Below are 14,369 nucleotides of genomic sequence, written 5' to 3' on the forward strand. Positions count from 1 at the left end.
AGGTTACGATTTTGTCATGATAAGGACATTTAAACACAAGGGATTGGCCAAATTCTTTAAAACTGGTAGCACAGCCGGAATTCAAGCAATACATGGAAAACGTCTCAGATTGATCCTTGGCCGTCTTCATGCGGCGACTACCCCCAAGGATATGGACTTGCCAGGACTTCGGCTGCATGAGCTTGTTGGCAATCGAACTGGTACTTGGTCAGTTACCGTTAGTGGAAATTGGCGAGTGACGTTTATTTTTGTGGGCGAAGACGCTGATGTTGTCAATTATGAAGACTACCATTGAGGTTTTACCATGCTAATGCATAACCCTCCACATCCCGGAGAAATTATTAAAGAGCTATGCCTTGAACCATTGGGTATCTCTGTCACAGCTGCGGCTGATGCGCTTGGCGTCAGCCGTAAAACGTTGAGTGCTATATTGAACGGTCGGGCTGGAATTAGTCCTGAAATGGCTGTTCGACTTTCCATTGCATTTGATACATCTGCTGAAAGCTGGCTTAATCAGCAATCTCAGTATGAGCTCTGGCATGCTGAGCAACATAGAGGCGAGCTTCGGGTCAGGAAGCTGGTTGCAGCGTGAGAAAAGCATAAAACCCACATTACCCTGCGCTCAGTTAATAGGCATCAGCTTTTTCATTACGCGCCTGAGCGGTTAATACCAAATCCCTGAACCAGTGATTGCTCCCTCTGGAGATCTTAGCCGTAAAACTACACATGTACTTGCGCTGCGGTGTATCGCAGCGCCACTTGCTATCCAGTATGAATATTGCGAACTATTAAAGTTTCACAATCAGCTTGCCTTCGTTTCCACCCGTAAAGAACAGGTTTAAACCCGTTATTGCTGATTCGAGCCCTTCAAGTGTGTGCGCACGATATTTGATTTTTCCCTGTTGCACATAAGGTGTCAGTTTGGCCAGTAGTTGCGGTGCCTGATGTAGATGATCCGGCATGGTAAAGCCCTGAATCAGTAAACGCTTTTTGATGATGTTTATCCAGTTTGGGCCTGGGCTGGGCTCGCTTGCGGTGTAGTCGGCTATCATGCCGCAGACAATGATGCGCCCGTGTGCATTCATGCGCTCAAATACCCTGTGCTGTATCGGTCCGCCGGTATTCTCGAAATAGAGATCTATGCCGTTGGGAGCGAGTTCGTCCAGTCTGGCATCAAGATCATCGGTCTTGTAGTTCACCGCACCGTCAAAGCCGAGTTCATTGATGATCCAGTCGGCTTTAGCATCACTACCGACGACACCGATAACGGTCAGGCCATCCGCTTTGGCCAATTGTCCGACTATGGAGCCTACTGATCCTGCTGCACCAGAAACCACCAGCGTCTCACCTGGTTGTGGTTTGCCGATACTGTATAAGCCTTGGGTGGCAGTTAAGCCTGGAAGAGCAAAGACTGACAGCAGCATTTCAGGTGGCAAGGATGCATCCACCTTGTTGACGCCTTGGCCCTTGCTGACGGCCAATTCCTGCCAGCCAAACATGCCCATGACACGGTCGCCTGTTGTGTAATCGGGATGCTTCGACTCAATAACCTCGCCAATCCCGGACGAACGCATGACGGTGCCCAGTTCAACGGGCGGTATGTAACTGTCAGTATCAGCAGACATCCAACCCAGCATGGCTGGGTCCAAAGACATGTGTGTCTGGCGAACCAGGAACTCACCTTGGTCAAGCGCAGGAACAGTCTTTTCTACGACTTCGAACAGTTCAGGCCCGATAGCGCCCTGTGGCCGGCCGATCAGGTTGATGGCTGTGTAGTGCTTCATAAATGTGACTCCTGAAATGCTTGCTATCAATTAGTCTGATTGTTTTGCTTGGTACCTATTATTGCTTTTATTAAATTGATAAAAAGACCCGTTTGGGCGAATATCTATTGTCTTTAAAGCAATAATAGAGGCGTCTCAGGCGTTATGGATCAGCTACGGGCGATCAAATACTTTGTGAAAGTTGCAGAAACCGGGAGCTTCTCGCGGGCAGCGGAGCATTTTCAAGTGCCGCCATCTTCGCTGTCGCGGCGTGTGGCAGATCTTGAGTCGCTCCTTGGCGCTACCTTACTGACCCGATCGACCCGCGTGGTCAGGCTGACTGAGATCGGTCAGCGCTATTACCGTGACATCTCTGAGGTACTGTCACAACTGGATGCGACAGACGAGGCGGTCAAACTGTATCAGACCGAGCCCATGGGACGGTTGCGTATCAGTGCAACAGTGGGGTTCGGAGAGCTGATTCTATTACCCTTGATGGATCGATTTAACCGGCTCTATCCTGAGGTTCAACTGGATATTACACTCAGTGATGAGTTGAGCGTGCTCGATCGGGATGATGTTGATATCGCTATTCGTGGCGGCTATGCACCAGATGCCCGAGTGGTGGCAATCAAGTTGATGAGCAACGATTTCATCGCTGTGGCCGCGCCTGACTATCTGGCACAATATGGTGCGCCGAGCCATCCGCTGGACCTGAAACACCATAAAGGGCTGTATTTTCGAACACCTCAAGGCCCGACTCGCTGGATTTGTGAGTTGGACGGCCGTTGGCAGGATGTATCAGCGCCCAGCGTGGGTGTTGCCAACACCGGGCGATGGTTGCTGAACCGTGCTATCAGGGGGGAGGGTATCCTGATGTTGCCAGAGTGGGTGTTAAAGCCCTATCTGGAGCGTGGCGAGCTGGTGCCTGTTGTGGTGACGCCCGCTTTGCAGATTACTACTCAGCCGGGCCTGGCGATCTATCTGTTGTATCAGAAAACCCGATATCAGGTGCCGAAAATACGGGCAGCGGTGGATTTTCTGGTGGCCGAGATAGCGCTGTTATCTGACTGAATATAAGATTTCTGCGGTAGTGTAGTCGAGCTTGATTTCTCGGCCCAGCACTGGCAAAGCATATTTGAAATAACTATCTTTAAAATGGTGATAGATAGCTTTATGAGTCAGTCAAAAATACTGAATTATCTTAGTGGTTACAGTCCGCAGGTTCAGCAGCAGGTGCTAGCGTTGTTGGATAGTCATAAATCTGGTGCTTGGTTACTGAAAAAATATCCGCAAGTTCATGAGCTGGTGTCAGAGAGGGCTTTGTACGATTATGCTCAAGGCATCAAGAATCAGTACATGCGCAGCTCACCACCGATCAGTAAGGTGATTTATGATGATAAAATTCATATCATTAATAATGCGTTAGGCCTTCACACCTATGTATTTCGGGTACAGGGCGCTAAATTAAAGAAAAAAAACGAGATTCGTATTTCTTCTTTATTTCGTAAGGTTCCAGAGCCATTTTTACGAATGATTTTGGCTCATGAACTCGCGCATTTGCGTGAAAAAGAGCATAACAAAGCGTTTTACAAGCTCTGTTGTCATATGGAGCCTGAGTATCATCAACTTGAATTTGATCTTCGCTTGTACCTGTGTCATCGAGATCGTTTTGGTGTTTTATGGGGCTGATCAGCCGATTGAAATCCTACTACCACCCAATCTTAGTTAACCCTGATCTACCGATTTCATTAAAATGACCTCGATATATATAAAATGCTACTCAAGGTGCTTTTGTGACAAGTTCATAAGGGTAGGGGCCGATCATTTGACAACCCAAGCCAGAGTTCACTGGCGACTACCCCAAAAGCATGGTCACGTCGACGAATAGCATGAATATGTGAACGGCGCAGAGGAAACTCTGGTATCTCCAGCTGAGTCAGCTCTCCGGTATCCAGCTCCTTTCTCACCAGATGTTCAGGCATTCCCCCCCAACCCATTCCTGCAAGAATGATCTCCTTTTTCGCGGCAAAATCGGAAACAGTCCAGCGTAAGCTATTGGGTAGAACGTCTCGGGTTTGCTCAAATGAGCCCTGCCCAGTGCCCGTTACAATCACTTGTACATAGTCAGCCATATCAGTGGCACTCAGCAATCCCGACTTTCGGACAGGTCCATAATTGGGTCGAGCGACAGGTACAATGTTGATGCAGGTGTAGGGGATAGCTTCCACTATATCAAGAGACAGTCCATCCAGTGTGGCGATAATGACTTGCGCCTTGCCACTCATCAGTTTTTCAGCGCTGCCGCCCATCACATCGGTGTTTAATCGGATGTCAGTGGCAGAAAAAGTTCGTCCTACCTTGCCAATAACTTCCAGTAGCGGTGACAAAGGACAGGTGGCCGTTACCGAAAGCGTAATCTCAGGTTCCTGCTGGCCTGAGAGCTTTTCAGCGAGGTTAGAAAGCTCCTGCATTTGCTGCAGCAAAGCGTGTGCTTTTCGATAGAAAATCTCCCCTGCGGGTGTGAGTGTCGGGCGATAGTTATCACGCGAGATCAAGGTCAGTCCAATCTCGTTCTCCAATGCTCTTACCAGTTGGCTGACTGCGGGTTGGGATTTATGCATGGCGACAGAGGCGCCACGAAAAGTACCTGCCGTGACAACAGCCTGCAGTGCACGTAACTGCTCTAGTTTCATGATGGCTTCTTCATTTTATTGATGATAATTATTACCTATCAAGACATTAATAAAACGATATTATTTTGTTTTCATCTATTTGTATAAGCTTTTTCTGTCCAGGCCTGAGTGCCTGATCATCAACAGAGGTTATGAGAGATGAAACTCTTCTACAAAACAGGTGCCTGTTCGCTTGCTACACATATCGTACTTCGTGAAGTGGAGGCTGAGTTCACATTGATCCAGGTCGATACTGAACGTCAACAGACGGAGTTTGGCGCCGATTATCGCACTGTGAATCCGAAAGGCTATGTGCCGGCGCTGCAATTGGAATCCGGCGTGATCCTGACTGAAGGCGCCGCAATTTTGCAGTACATTGCTGATTTAAATCCAGCCAACCAACTCTCTCCAGCGCAAGCAGGGATTGCGAGAGCGCGTCTTCAGGAGTATCTGAACTACGTTTCCTCAGAGTTGCATAAAGCTTTTGCGCCTCTCTTTCGTGGCAACGCTACTGCCACACAGAAGGACGATGCTGTAAAGGCTGTTGCAGCAAAGTTTGATTATGTGGAATCGCTGTTTGCAGATGGTCGCTCATTTTTGCTGGGTGAAAATTTTTCTGTGGCAGATGCTTATCTTTTTGTTGTTGTTAACTGGACTAACTTCACTGGCATTGAGCTGAAGCCCTGGCCGATGCTGGAAGCCTTTTTCCACCGAGTACTTGCTCGTCCGAGTGTTCGGAGCGCTTTTGCAGCGGAAGGGTTGGATACATGAATCTCTCATCGTCCCATACAGCCATTCAGGACTTACTGAAAAGATATTTTGATGGGCTATATCACGCTGACAGTAAGGCTCTTGTAGAGGTTTTTCATCCTGATGCCCGGTACATCAATACGGTCTCAGAAACCTATTGCAACCTGTCTGTATCAGAGTATTTTCGGATACTGGATGAACGGGTGCCACCTGCGGCAAACGGCGAGCAGCGTAGAGATAACATTCTTTCCATTGAGATTGGAGGACAGAACCTCGCCTTTGCAAAAGTCACGATGACCATGATGGAAAGGGATTACATCGATTTTCTGACCCTGATATTCGATACAGGAAGATGGTCAATTATCACCAAGGTTTTTCACTACCAACCGACTACCCAAGGGGAATAATATGCCATATGTTAATATTAAAGTGACGCGTGAAGGAGGCCCGGATGGCAAAGGTCCGTCAGCCGAGCAGAAAGCTGAGATTATTGCGGGAGTCACTGAGTTGCTGGTAAGGGTGCTGAATAAAAGCCCAGCAACCACCATGGTGGTTATCGACGAGGTGGAATTGACTAACTGGGGCATGGGCGGTATGTCTGTACCTGAGTTTCGGGCAAAGCGTGTCGGTAATGAAGAGAGCAAGGCACCGGATTAATGCTCCAGAGCTATAATCATTAAAGGCACGCAGACCCTCGATAGGGAGTTGATTAAGAGTGATGACTGACAGGAGCTGCCACAAGGCAATCAGCCATAAAACCAGCCTGAGTGGTGTTCATGCACTCACGCTGATGTCTGATCATGCTTTTCCCCGTCATTCACATGATCAGTTTGGCGTTGGCTATATTGTTCAAGGAGCGCAACGCTCCTGGAGCGGGCGTGGCATGGTTGAGGCTCAAGCCGGGGACCTGATTACCGTCAATCCCGGCGAGATTCATGATGGCAGATCGCTGACCGAACAGGGTCGGTACTGGCATATGATCTACATCGATCCCACCATGCTCCTGCGCCAGTTTGCCAATGAGGGTCTGTGTGCGTCTGCCGAATGGGCTCAGCCTGTCGCGCATAATGCGGTGCTCAGCAGGCTGTTTTTATCTGTATACAAAAGGTTAACGCACCCGGAGGATTCGTCTGACGGAAAAGAGGAGCAGTTGTTGCTGCTGATCGATCATCTGTTTGCGCAACTGGGCAGCACCCAACGCAAACCTGTCGAGAGCCAGTTCAAACCTGATCTGAAACTTGCATTAGAGCGGCTGAAGGATGCGCCAGAAGCGCCGCTGTCATTATCTGAGCTTGCAGAGCAGGTTCACCTCAGCCGATTTCAACTGATAAGAGCCTTTAAGTGCCAACTGGGTATAACCCCTTTTGCTTACCTATCTCAACTCAGGGTTAATCGAGCCAAACGACTGATCGGCCAGGGGTTGCCATTGAGTGATGTGTCATATACTGCCGGGTTTTCTGATCAAAGCCATCTGTGCCGCGCATTTCGAAATCAGTTTGGTATCACGCCGGGCCGGTGGAAAAAAATAACCAGCCGTTGATCGCTCTGCGCAATCTCGTTCAATACTTCTTAGCCCTACAGGTTCACTCTGCATCTAGTCCTATTGATGCGGAGAGAAAATATGCCAATCGAATTCTTGGTGACATCCCTGGTCATCATTGCAACACCTGGAACCGGGTCGCTCTACACAGTGGCCATGGGGATTACTCAGGGACGTCTTTCCAGTTTATACGCGGCCCTTGGCTGTACACTGGGTCTGTTTGTGCATATGGCCATCGCTATTTCAGGGGCAGCGACCATTTTTCATACCAGTCCAAAAGCCTTCTCGATGCTGTCACTCGCTGGTGCTGCTTACATGCTGTATATGGCGGCATCCATGCTGCGCAGTGACGGCCCATTAGCATTGAATCATGATGAGCCAGACAGGCAGGCCGTACAGATCATTCGACATGCCATCGTGATCAATCTGCTGAATCCTAAGTTACCCCTGTTTTTCCTGGCGTTTCTGCCAGCGTTTGTATCGGCATCGGACACTCAGGTTGTCATGGAGATGACGATATTAAGTTTGTGGTTCATGCTGCTGACGCTGATTATTTTTGCACTCTATGGTTGGTTTGCAGCGCTGTTCCGCTCGACTCTATTGAGCAAACCACGCGTTATGTTAACCATGCAACGCGGCTTTGCAGTTGCTTTTGTACTGATTGCAATTCAGCTAGTGCACAGCGTATTGGTATAGAGAACAAGGTTATGTTTTTACCGCTCGCTAGCTTGTCTGCAATGCAACCGAGACTAATGGCAGCAAAAACGGGATAATAGCGGGCTGAACGCAGAACGCTTGCTGAATCTTACATATCCGGTACCTTGTTAATGGAAATCAAAGTCAATTTTCTCGACAATCTCAGACTCGAAGCCAAGTTTGACGACTTCACCGTCATCACCGACCAGCCGATACGCTACAAGGGTGATGGCTCAGCCCCCAGCCCGTTTGATTACTTTCTGGCATCTTCAGCGCTTTGTGCTGCTTATTTTGTGCGTGTTTACTGCCTTGCGCGCAATATCCCGACTGAGAATATCCGTCTGTCGCAGAACAACATCGTGGACCCGGAGGATCGCTATAACCAGATTTTCAAGATTCAGGTTGAGCTGCCGGAAGATATTTCAGATAAGGACCGGGAAGGGATACTGCGTTCGATAGACCGCTGTACGGTCAAGAAAGTGGTTCAGACAGGACCGGTTTTTCAGATCGAGACCGTAGAGAGTCTTGATCAGGATGCGCAAGCCTTGCTGATGGCGAAGCCGGAAGGTGAGGGCAGTACTTATATTGTCGGGAAAGATCTGCCGCTGGAGCAGACCATCGCCAATATGACCGCGATTCTGGCGGATCTTGGCATGAAGATCGAGATCGCCTCCTGGCGTAATATCGTGCCGCATGTGTGGTCGCTGCATATTCGTGATGCGGCCTCTCCCATGTGCTTTACCAATGGCAAGGGCTCAACCAAAGAGAGCGCACTGTGTTCGGCGCTGGGTGAGTTCATTGAGCGTCTGAGCTGCAACTTTTTCTACAACGATCAGTTTTTTGGTGAAGAGATCGCCAACAGTGATTTTGTTCACTATCCGAATGAAAAGTGGTTTCAGCCAGGCCCGGCTGATGAGCTGCCTGAAGGTATTCTGGATGACTACTGCCTGGCGATCTACAACCCGGACGATGAGTTGTGCGGCTCCAACCTGATTGATACCAACTCAGGTAACAGTGAGCGGGGCATCTGCTCCTTGCCCTTTGTGCGCCAGTCGGATGGAGAGGTGGTCTATTTTCCTTCCAATCTGATCGAGAATCTCTACCTCAGCAACGGCATGAGTGCCGGTAATACATTGTATGAGGCTCAGGTGCAGTGTCTGTCGGAGATATTCGAGCGGGCAGTGAAGAAGCAGATCATCGAAGAGGAGATCGCACTGCCGGATGTGCCGCTATCCGTATTGGAGAAGTATCCGCATATTCTGGAAGGTGTTAAAGCATTGGAAGAGCAGGGCTTCCCGATTCTGGTCAAGGATGCATCATTGGGTGGTAAGTTTCCGGTGGCCTGCGTCACACTGATGAACCCGAGAACAGGAGGCGTATTTGCATCCTTTGGTGCGCATCCCACCCTGGAAGTGGCGCTGGAGCGCAGCCTCACCGAGCTGTTACAGGGCCGCAGTTTTGAAGGTCTTAATGACCTGCAGCCGCCGACATTTAACGGACTGGCAGTCACAGAGCCGAACAATTTTGTGGAACACTTTATCGACTCGTCCGGGGTGATCTCCTGGCGTTTTTTCAGTGCCAGAGCAGATTATGAATTCTGCGAATGGGATTTTTCCGGCACAAATGAAGAGGAAGCCACCTGTCTGTTCAGTATCCTGAAGGAGATGGATAAAGAGGTTTACATGGCCGTTTACGAAGACCTGGGTGCGCCAGTCTGCCGTATTCTGGTGCCGGGTTATTCTGAGGTCTACCCAGTGGATGATCTGGTATGGGATAACACCAATAAAGCACTGGATTACCGTGAGGACATCCTCAGCATCCACACCCTGAATGACGATCAGTTGGTTGATTTGGCAGAGCGCCTGGAAGAGAGTCAGCTTGATGACTACTCTGATATTATCACCCTGATAGGGATTGAATTTGATGAGAATACCGTTTGGGGGCAGCTCACTATATTAGAGTTGAAACTGCTGATCTATCTTGCTCTGCAGCAGCATGAGGAGGCTCTGGAGCGGGTGGAGCGCTTTTTGCAGTACAACACTAACACTGTCGAACGAGGGTTATTTTATCGTGCGGTGAATGCGGTGCTGGAAATTACCCTGGATGATGAATTGGAGCTGGATGATTATCTGCCCAACCTCAAACGCATGTTCGGTGAAGAGGTCATGAAGGCGGTGGTTGGCTCAGTGAATGGCGAGGTGCGTTTTCATGGGCTGACGCCAACCAGCATGCAGCTGGAAGGCCTGGACAAGCACTTGCGTCTGATCGAAAGCTATAAAAAGTTGCATGCTGCTCGTGCAGCCAGAGCCAGGCATTGAAACAGCCCTGAGGCAGGTGCACTCATTGAGATATCTGCATGACCAGTAAAGTGATTAAAACCATCGCGGCAGATCATGCTCTGGAAATTCTTGATCGTGTGCATCTGTTTGACTCCTTGTCGCTGGATGACAAGCGCCTGATCGTCCAGATTCCTCAGCTGTTCCAGGTGATTCCAGAAAACGACACCTTCATTCATGCCGGTGATATTGATCACAGCATCTATGTGTTGCTGTCGGGTGAAGCGCTCGTCATCAAGCAGGATGTCATTCTTGGCAAAATTACACCAGGTGATTTTGTCGGGGAGGTGGGGTTTGCAACACAAGAGGTGCGAACTGCGTCAGTAGTGGCGATGAGTGATCTGATAGTGCTGAAGATCAATGCTGATCGCTTCAGGCTGCTGCCTTGGAATGTGCGTGAGATCATCAAGGATCATATTATAGAGGGCTTGGTCGAACGGATGAAACGAATGAACCAGGAACTTGTCAATTATCGGGAATTACTGGCTGATCAGCGACGCCCCCCTGTTAAACCAAAAGATAATTGAGTATGTTGTTTGATCGATAGATGATATCGACCATTACAACTATAAATATTATGACCCTTCAGCCCCTAAGTCAGGAATGTCATGAGAGTATTTGCTGTTCTCTTTGCCCTGGCGCTTGCTTGCCCAACGTATGCAGCCCAGACACAAACTGACGCAACGGACGCGACACTCACTTTTACAACCGCCGATGTCTGGCCCTGGGGATACAGGGGTCCGAATGGTGAGCCGGCTGGTTTCGTTGCAGACTTTGTAGCCGAACTGGCTCAGGAGTCAGGGCTAAAGATTGATAATCAGCTGAGTCCACACTCTCGTGCCCTGATTGAGTTAAGTGCGGGGCAGGTTGATCTTTCTGTACTCTATTACAGCCCTGAAATGGATGATATTGGAATCAATCTTGGCCGAGTTGTTACCGTGCCTGTGCTCTTTGTGACGCACAAAAGCGACCAGCGTGGTATTACATTTGATGAGCTTACTCTAGGGCATTCGATAGGTTATATCCGTGGTACCTACTATGGTGAAGCTTTTGCCAGTAAGGATGATGTCACCAGGGTATCGGTGCAGTACCTGGATCAGGCTATCCGCATGCTGGAGCTGGGCAGAATCGATGGGTTGCTGGCCAGCGATCGTGCATTTTTCGGTACGCTTAAACAGTTGGGCCTGGATGTGAAAGATTTTCAGTTCAACAGCATTGTCAACCAACAGACAGCCTATCTCTACATGTCTCATGGCAGTAAGCGTCAGGATTGTGAAGCGCCCTTGCGCGAGGCATTGAATCAGATGCGCAGCGATGGTCGTCTGGCAAGAATATTCTCGATGGACTGGGGGGAGGTTGAGTGATTCGCATCACTTAGCTGTATCACTCCAAACCGACCCGCTATTACTTCAACTCACCACAACCAACGCTTCACCTGCTTCTGATAGTGCTGGAAGGCTTCGCCAAATTTTTCGTTCAGTGCTCGCTCTTCAGGTTCTATCTGAAAACGATCCATGTAGAGGGTATAAAGCCAGGCGAAGATCAGAGCCAGCATGCTGGCCAGATAGATCCCCCAGCCAGCCAGCGCGACCAGAAAACCAAGGTACATGGGGTTGCGCGTGTAGCGATAGATACCACTGGTGACCAGTGACGAGCTGGCACTGGGGATCATGGGGTTAACCGTGGTCGATGCTCGCTTGAAGCTGATCACGCCAGCCAGGGATATCCCAGCGCCTGCGATAATCCCTATGATCAGAGCTGCCCAGCGCAAGACGTCGGGCAGGGGAAGTCCAGGTAGCGGCGAGGCAATCAGCCACATGATCGCCGCAGTGATCAGTACGACGATAACCGGCGGAATTTTTAATTCCAGAGATTTCAGGTTGAGTAATTTCATTCAGCTTCTGACGGCAGGTTATTGATTCATGAAGAACCTTTACACAAAAGTGCGTGTCAGGCAAGGATTGACTGCCTGTGTGACCGAGGACATGTTGTGGTAGAAGCAGGGGCAGGTTGTTTGGCTGAAAGTGCTCGATCAAGCTTTGTTGATCGTTTTGGTCGCTTGTTTACAGGTGTAGGGATGGCTTTCCTGCCGCCACGCTGATGCAGTCAGCGATGCCGGCAGGAAGCAGTTATTTATTGTGGGTACAGAATGTCGTTAAGGCGTCCGGTGGACTTCAGGTGTTCCAGACCTGCATTGAAGGTGTCAATAATAGTCTGAGCCTGAGGGTGTGCTCTGGAAACTATCAGATGATAGGGCACAGCCTTGATTGGTTGAGGGGCGTATGAAACACTATCTTCGATGCCCACAGCGCGAGCAAGCGCCAGGCCAACCTGGATCTCCTCCATCACGCCATCCACTCGTCCAGCTTGTAATTTCCGGAAGTTGTTTTCAGGTACCCCTATTCTGTCCAAGTTATATCCGGCCTCATCGGTTATGAAGCCATAGTCGTAAGCAACTACTGCGCCTAGCGTCTTTCCTTTGAGGTCTTCTGGATTACTCCAGTTCAGAGGGCGTTCATTCCAGTAAAAAACCACGGTTTCCAGTTCAATAACCGGTTCGCTGAAGAGGAAATCCTGACTGCGATCGTCGTTATAACTATAAAGAAATGTTCCATCCAAATGTGCAAGCCTCGCTTCATCCAGACCTCGCGCCCAAGGCATGTACTGATACTGTACAGTCCATCCCTGACTGGCGAAGGATTCTGACACCACTTTTGCTGCCGGCCCGCCTTCATCCAATGCTGCACCCTGATAGGGCTCCCACTCTCCACTGGCAAAAGTGACGGTTTGTGGTGCCTGCGCGTGGCTCTGAATTGCAAATGCAGACACAGCGAGGCTCACTGCCAGATAATAGATGAATTTTGATTTTTTTATTAATTTCAATGACATGATTATTTCCTCAAAACGAATTAAGTCGATGATTAATCTCTATTGCCAACGAAAACCGGCAAGGTTCTGCTTTAAATCATGGGTTTGTGCACGTACCTCCTGACTGGCTGATGTTGACTCATCCAGTTGATCGCTGGATTGTTGAGACAGCTCAGAAAGGCGGTTGATATTGCGACTGATCTCCTGACTGACTTGTGATTGCTGTTCAACTGCTGTGGCTATCTGCGACGTCATGTCGTTAATCTGATTGATTGCTTCAAAAACAACACTCAATGATTTCTCCGCATCCTGGGATTGTTCCATACAGGACTCACTCGACTGCTTGCCCTCAAGAGCCATAGCGCCTCCTCTTTCGGAGCTGAGCCTCAGGCGTTCCATTTTTTTCTCAATCTCTTCTGTACTGTCCTGTGTGCGGGCGGCCAGCTTGCGTACCTCGTCTGCCACCACTGCAAACCCGCGCCCTTGATCCCCGGCCCGAGCTGCTTCAATCGCGGCATTTAGTGCGAGCAGGTTTGTCTGCTCCGCAATCCCTCTGATGGCAGTCACAATCTCTCCAATACTGTCTACATCTTCCTGCAGGGTTGACATGGCGAGTGTGGTTTTCCCGATTTTTTCAGACAACTGACTCATGATCAGCACGGTACTCTGCATGGATTGACGTGTTTTATCCGCATTGGTGACGACACTTTCTGCAGCAGTGGCAGTAGATTGCGCATTCTTAGCAACATCCTGAGTGGCCGTGCTGCTCTGGGTCACAGCGGCAGCAATGGATTCAATCTCTGAGGTCTGGTCTGATACCAGTTTACGACTGGCATGAAAGGACACTTCCATTCTTTCCACTGCATCATCGACACCCTGAGCCACACTGCCCACTGAGCTGATAGATTGCTGTAACTTATTTACAAACTCATTGAAGTAACTGATCAGACTCCCGATCTCGTTGTTTTGCTTTACAGGTATGCGTTTGGTGAGATCGCCTTCTTGCTGGGCCATATCGCGCATGGCATCTCTTAACTGCACAATAGGCCGCTTGACCAGGAGGGTCAGTAGCGTATGAACAATGATAATCAAGGCAAGCATGAGCACCAAAGTGCTGAGAATCGAGAAGTAGATGACGTTGCGAAGGCGGTCTGTCAGATAGCTGTAGTTGGTCTCAAGGTAAACATGTGCAATGGGGTCGCTCCCTGATTCTTCAGCAAACAGAGCCACCTCTCTCAACAACTCCCTGGCAGGCAACTGCTCAGCAGCAACGATCTCATTGTTGGAATTCACAACCAACCCTTTACTGAGCCGATCATTCTCAACCAGATACACGCCATTGATGATTTCACTGCCAATGGTCGCTCTCAGGATACGATCAACAGTACTCAGCTCGTAATTCCATAGGGCTTCGGGTAAAGAAAGACCCAAAAATGCTGAAATGTCTTCCTGTTGAGCCGATACAGTCTGATGCAAGCCAGCAGCACTTCTCTGATAATCGATCCATGAACCGATAATAAGAAGTGTAGCAATGATGGAGACTGCATACAGGTTGAATTTCAGGGTCAGTGAATTATTGCGTCGGGACATGATATGGACTCCGTAATGACTGCCTGAGTATGCGAATGTATTCAGTCTAGCACCTCGCCATAACTTACGGCGGGCATTTCTGATAGCTACTGCATTTAGATGATTGTTGGTCAGGGAAGGAAAGGCCTGGTATACACACCACAGAACTGAA

The 14,369-nt window shown here is 49.3% G+C and carries 17 protein-coding genes; 12 read left to right on the forward strand and 5 right to left on the reverse strand.

The genetic code is table 11. From position 1 onward, the window contains the following. Positions 1 to 16 precede the first annotated feature (16 nt). On the forward strand, positions 17 to 295 hold the full coding sequence (locus F7R27_RS07525; protein ID WP_151703608.1) for a type II toxin-antitoxin system RelE/ParE family toxin: 279 nt from the start codon (positions 17 to 19) through the stop codon (positions 293 to 295). A 9-nt stretch (positions 296 to 304) separates the two neighbouring features. After that, positions 305 to 592, forward strand: a complete 288-nt coding sequence (locus F7R27_RS07530) for a HigA family addiction module antitoxin (protein ID WP_151703609.1) — start codon at positions 305 to 307, stop codon at positions 590 to 592. Positions 593 to 788: 196 nt separating this feature from the next. Here F7R27_RS07530 and F7R27_RS07535 read toward each other — a convergent pair whose 3' ends face one another. After that, on the reverse strand, positions 789 to 1,784 hold the full coding sequence (locus F7R27_RS07535; protein WP_151703610.1) for an NADP-dependent oxidoreductase: 996 nt from the start codon (positions 1,782 to 1,784) through the stop codon (positions 789 to 791). Positions 1,785 to 1,928: 144 nt separating this feature from the next. Here F7R27_RS07535 and F7R27_RS07540 point away from each other — a divergent pair, with 144 nt between their 5' ends. After that, positions 1,929 to 2,837 (forward strand): LysR family transcriptional regulator, encoded by a 909-nt coding sequence (locus F7R27_RS07540; protein ID WP_151703611.1) that lies wholly within the window; start codon positions 1,929 to 1,931, stop codon positions 2,835 to 2,837. A gap of 102 nt (positions 2,838 to 2,939) precedes the next feature. After that, positions 2,940 to 3,455: a YgjP-like metallopeptidase domain-containing protein gene (locus F7R27_RS07545; protein ID WP_151703612.1), complete on the forward strand. Its 516-nt coding sequence runs from the start codon at positions 2,940 to 2,942 to the stop codon at positions 3,453 to 3,455. Positions 3,456 to 3,568: 113 nt separating this feature from the next. Here F7R27_RS07545 and F7R27_RS07550 read toward each other — a convergent pair whose 3' ends face one another. Continuing rightward, positions 3,569 to 4,459 carry a LysR family transcriptional regulator gene (locus tag F7R27_RS07550; RefSeq protein ID WP_151703613.1) on the reverse strand — a complete coding sequence of 297 codons (891 nt, stop codon included), beginning with the start codon at positions 4,457 to 4,459 and terminating at the stop codon, positions 3,569 to 3,571. Between the two features lie 138 nt (positions 4,460 to 4,597). On the opposite strand from F7R27_RS07550, the gene gstA reads away from it, so the two are divergent. The 8 genes from gstA (at position 4,598) to F7R27_RS07590 (ending at position 11,124) form a co-directional block, all read left to right on the forward strand. Then, positions 4,598 to 5,209, forward strand: coding sequence for a glutathione transferase GstA (gstA, locus tag F7R27_RS07555; protein ID WP_151703614.1), 612 nt, complete (start codon positions 4,598 to 4,600; stop codon positions 5,207 to 5,209). Next, positions 5,206 to 5,595: a nuclear transport factor 2 family protein gene (locus F7R27_RS07560; RefSeq protein ID WP_151703615.1), complete on the forward strand. Its 390-nt coding sequence runs from the start codon at positions 5,206 to 5,208 to the stop codon at positions 5,593 to 5,595. The genes gstA and F7R27_RS07560 overlap by 4 nt, the downstream gene beginning before the upstream one ends. 1 nt (position 5,596) lies before the next feature. Then, positions 5,597 to 5,845, forward strand: a complete 249-nt coding sequence (locus F7R27_RS07565) for a tautomerase family protein (protein ID WP_151703616.1) — start codon at positions 5,597 to 5,599, stop codon at positions 5,843 to 5,845. A 61-nt stretch (positions 5,846 to 5,906) separates the two neighbouring features. Continuing rightward, complete coding sequence (locus F7R27_RS07570) at positions 5,907 to 6,728, forward strand: helix-turn-helix domain-containing protein (RefSeq protein ID WP_151703617.1); 822 nt, start codon at positions 5,907 to 5,909, stop codon at positions 6,726 to 6,728. An 81-nt stretch (positions 6,729 to 6,809) separates the two neighbouring features. Continuing rightward, positions 6,810 to 7,424, forward strand: coding sequence for a LysE family translocator (locus F7R27_RS07575; RefSeq protein WP_151703618.1), 615 nt, complete (start codon positions 6,810 to 6,812; stop codon positions 7,422 to 7,424). 131 nt (positions 7,425 to 7,555) lie between these two features. Continuing rightward, complete coding sequence (locus F7R27_RS07580; RefSeq protein ID WP_151703619.1) at positions 7,556 to 9,742, forward strand: OsmC domain/YcaO domain-containing protein; 2,187 nt, start codon at positions 7,556 to 7,558, stop codon at positions 9,740 to 9,742. 38 nt (positions 9,743 to 9,780) lie between these two features. Then, the gene (locus tag F7R27_RS07585; protein ID WP_151703620.1) at positions 9,781 to 10,287 is read left to right on the forward strand and encodes a Crp/Fnr family transcriptional regulator; all 507 of its coding nucleotides are present in this window, start codon (positions 9,781 to 9,783) and stop codon (positions 10,285 to 10,287) included. Between the two features lie 81 nt (positions 10,288 to 10,368). Beyond that, entirely contained in the window at positions 10,369 to 11,124 is a 756-nt protein-coding gene (locus F7R27_RS07590; RefSeq protein WP_151703621.1) for a substrate-binding periplasmic protein, read from the forward strand. A 50-nt stretch (positions 11,125 to 11,174) separates the two neighbouring features. Here the strand turns inward: F7R27_RS07590 and F7R27_RS07595 are convergent, their stop codons facing one another. The 3 genes from F7R27_RS07595 to F7R27_RS07605 form a co-directional block, all read right to left on the reverse strand. Continuing rightward, positions 11,175 to 11,654 carry a methyltransferase family protein gene (locus F7R27_RS07595; RefSeq protein ID WP_240776290.1) on the reverse strand — a complete coding sequence of 160 codons (480 nt, stop codon included), beginning with the start codon at positions 11,652 to 11,654 and terminating at the stop codon, positions 11,175 to 11,177. 239 nt (positions 11,655 to 11,893) lie between these two features. Then, positions 11,894 to 12,649, reverse strand: a complete 756-nt coding sequence (locus F7R27_RS07600; RefSeq protein ID WP_151703622.1) for a substrate-binding periplasmic protein — start codon at positions 12,647 to 12,649, stop codon at positions 11,894 to 11,896. A 39-nt stretch (positions 12,650 to 12,688) separates the two neighbouring features. Beyond that, the gene (locus tag F7R27_RS07605) at positions 12,689 to 14,218 is read right to left on the reverse strand and encodes a methyl-accepting chemotaxis protein (RefSeq protein ID WP_151703623.1); all 1,530 of its coding nucleotides are present in this window, start codon (positions 14,216 to 14,218) and stop codon (positions 12,689 to 12,691) included. Positions 14,219 to 14,369: the final 151 nt, after the last annotated feature.

The sequence above is a fragment of the Nitrincola alkalilacustris genome (genome assembly GCF_008973755.1).
In the GTDB taxonomy this organism is placed as follows: domain Bacteria; phylum Pseudomonadota; class Gammaproteobacteria; order Pseudomonadales; family Balneatricaceae; genus Nitrincola; species Nitrincola alkalilacustris.

Coding starts and splice junctions, on each gene's coding strand:
- F7R27_RS07595 (WP_240776290.1), bottom strand. CDS start 11,654: ATGAAATTACTCAACCTGAAATCTCTGGAATTAAAAATTCCGCCGGTT.
- gstA (WP_151703614.1), top strand. CDS start 4,598: ATGAAACTCTTCTACAAAACAGGTGCCTGTTCGCTTGCTACACATATC.
- F7R27_RS07600 (WP_151703622.1), bottom strand. CDS start 12,649: ATGTCATTGAAATTAATAAAAAAATCAAAATTCATCTATTATCTGGCA.
- F7R27_RS07550 (WP_151703613.1), bottom strand. CDS start 4,459: ATGAAACTAGAGCAGTTACGTGCACTGCAGGCTGTTGTCACGGCAGGT.
- F7R27_RS07590 (WP_151703621.1), top strand. CDS start 10,369: ATGAGAGTATTTGCTGTTCTCTTTGCCCTGGCGCTTGCTTGCCCAACG.
- F7R27_RS07535 (WP_151703610.1), bottom strand. CDS start 1,784: ATGAAGCACTACACAGCCATCAACCTGATCGGCCGGCCACAGGGCGCT.
- F7R27_RS07545 (WP_151703612.1), top strand. CDS start 2,940: ATGAGTCAGTCAAAAATACTGAATTATCTTAGTGGTTACAGTCCGCAG.
- F7R27_RS07585 (WP_151703620.1), top strand. CDS start 9,781: ATGACCAGTAAAGTGATTAAAACCATCGCGGCAGATCATGCTCTGGAA.
- F7R27_RS07580 (WP_151703619.1), top strand. CDS start 7,556: ATGGAAATCAAAGTCAATTTTCTCGACAATCTCAGACTCGAAGCCAAG.
- F7R27_RS07525 (WP_151703608.1), top strand. CDS start 17: ATGATAAGGACATTTAAACACAAGGGATTGGCCAAATTCTTTAAAACT.
- F7R27_RS07540 (WP_151703611.1), top strand. CDS start 1,929: ATGGATCAGCTACGGGCGATCAAATACTTTGTGAAAGTTGCAGAAACC.
- F7R27_RS07605 (WP_151703623.1), bottom strand. CDS start 14,218: ATGTCCCGACGCAATAATTCACTGACCCTGAAATTCAACCTGTATGCA.
- F7R27_RS07570 (WP_151703617.1), top strand. CDS start 5,907: ATGACTGACAGGAGCTGCCACAAGGCAATCAGCCATAAAACCAGCCTG.
- F7R27_RS07565 (WP_151703616.1), top strand. CDS start 5,597: ATGCCATATGTTAATATTAAAGTGACGCGTGAAGGAGGCCCGGATGGC.
- F7R27_RS07560 (WP_151703615.1), top strand. CDS start 5,206: ATGAATCTCTCATCGTCCCATACAGCCATTCAGGACTTACTGAAAAGA.
- F7R27_RS07530 (WP_151703609.1), top strand. CDS start 305: ATGCTAATGCATAACCCTCCACATCCCGGAGAAATTATTAAAGAGCTA.
- F7R27_RS07575 (WP_151703618.1), top strand. CDS start 6,810: ATGCCAATCGAATTCTTGGTGACATCCCTGGTCATCATTGCAACACCT.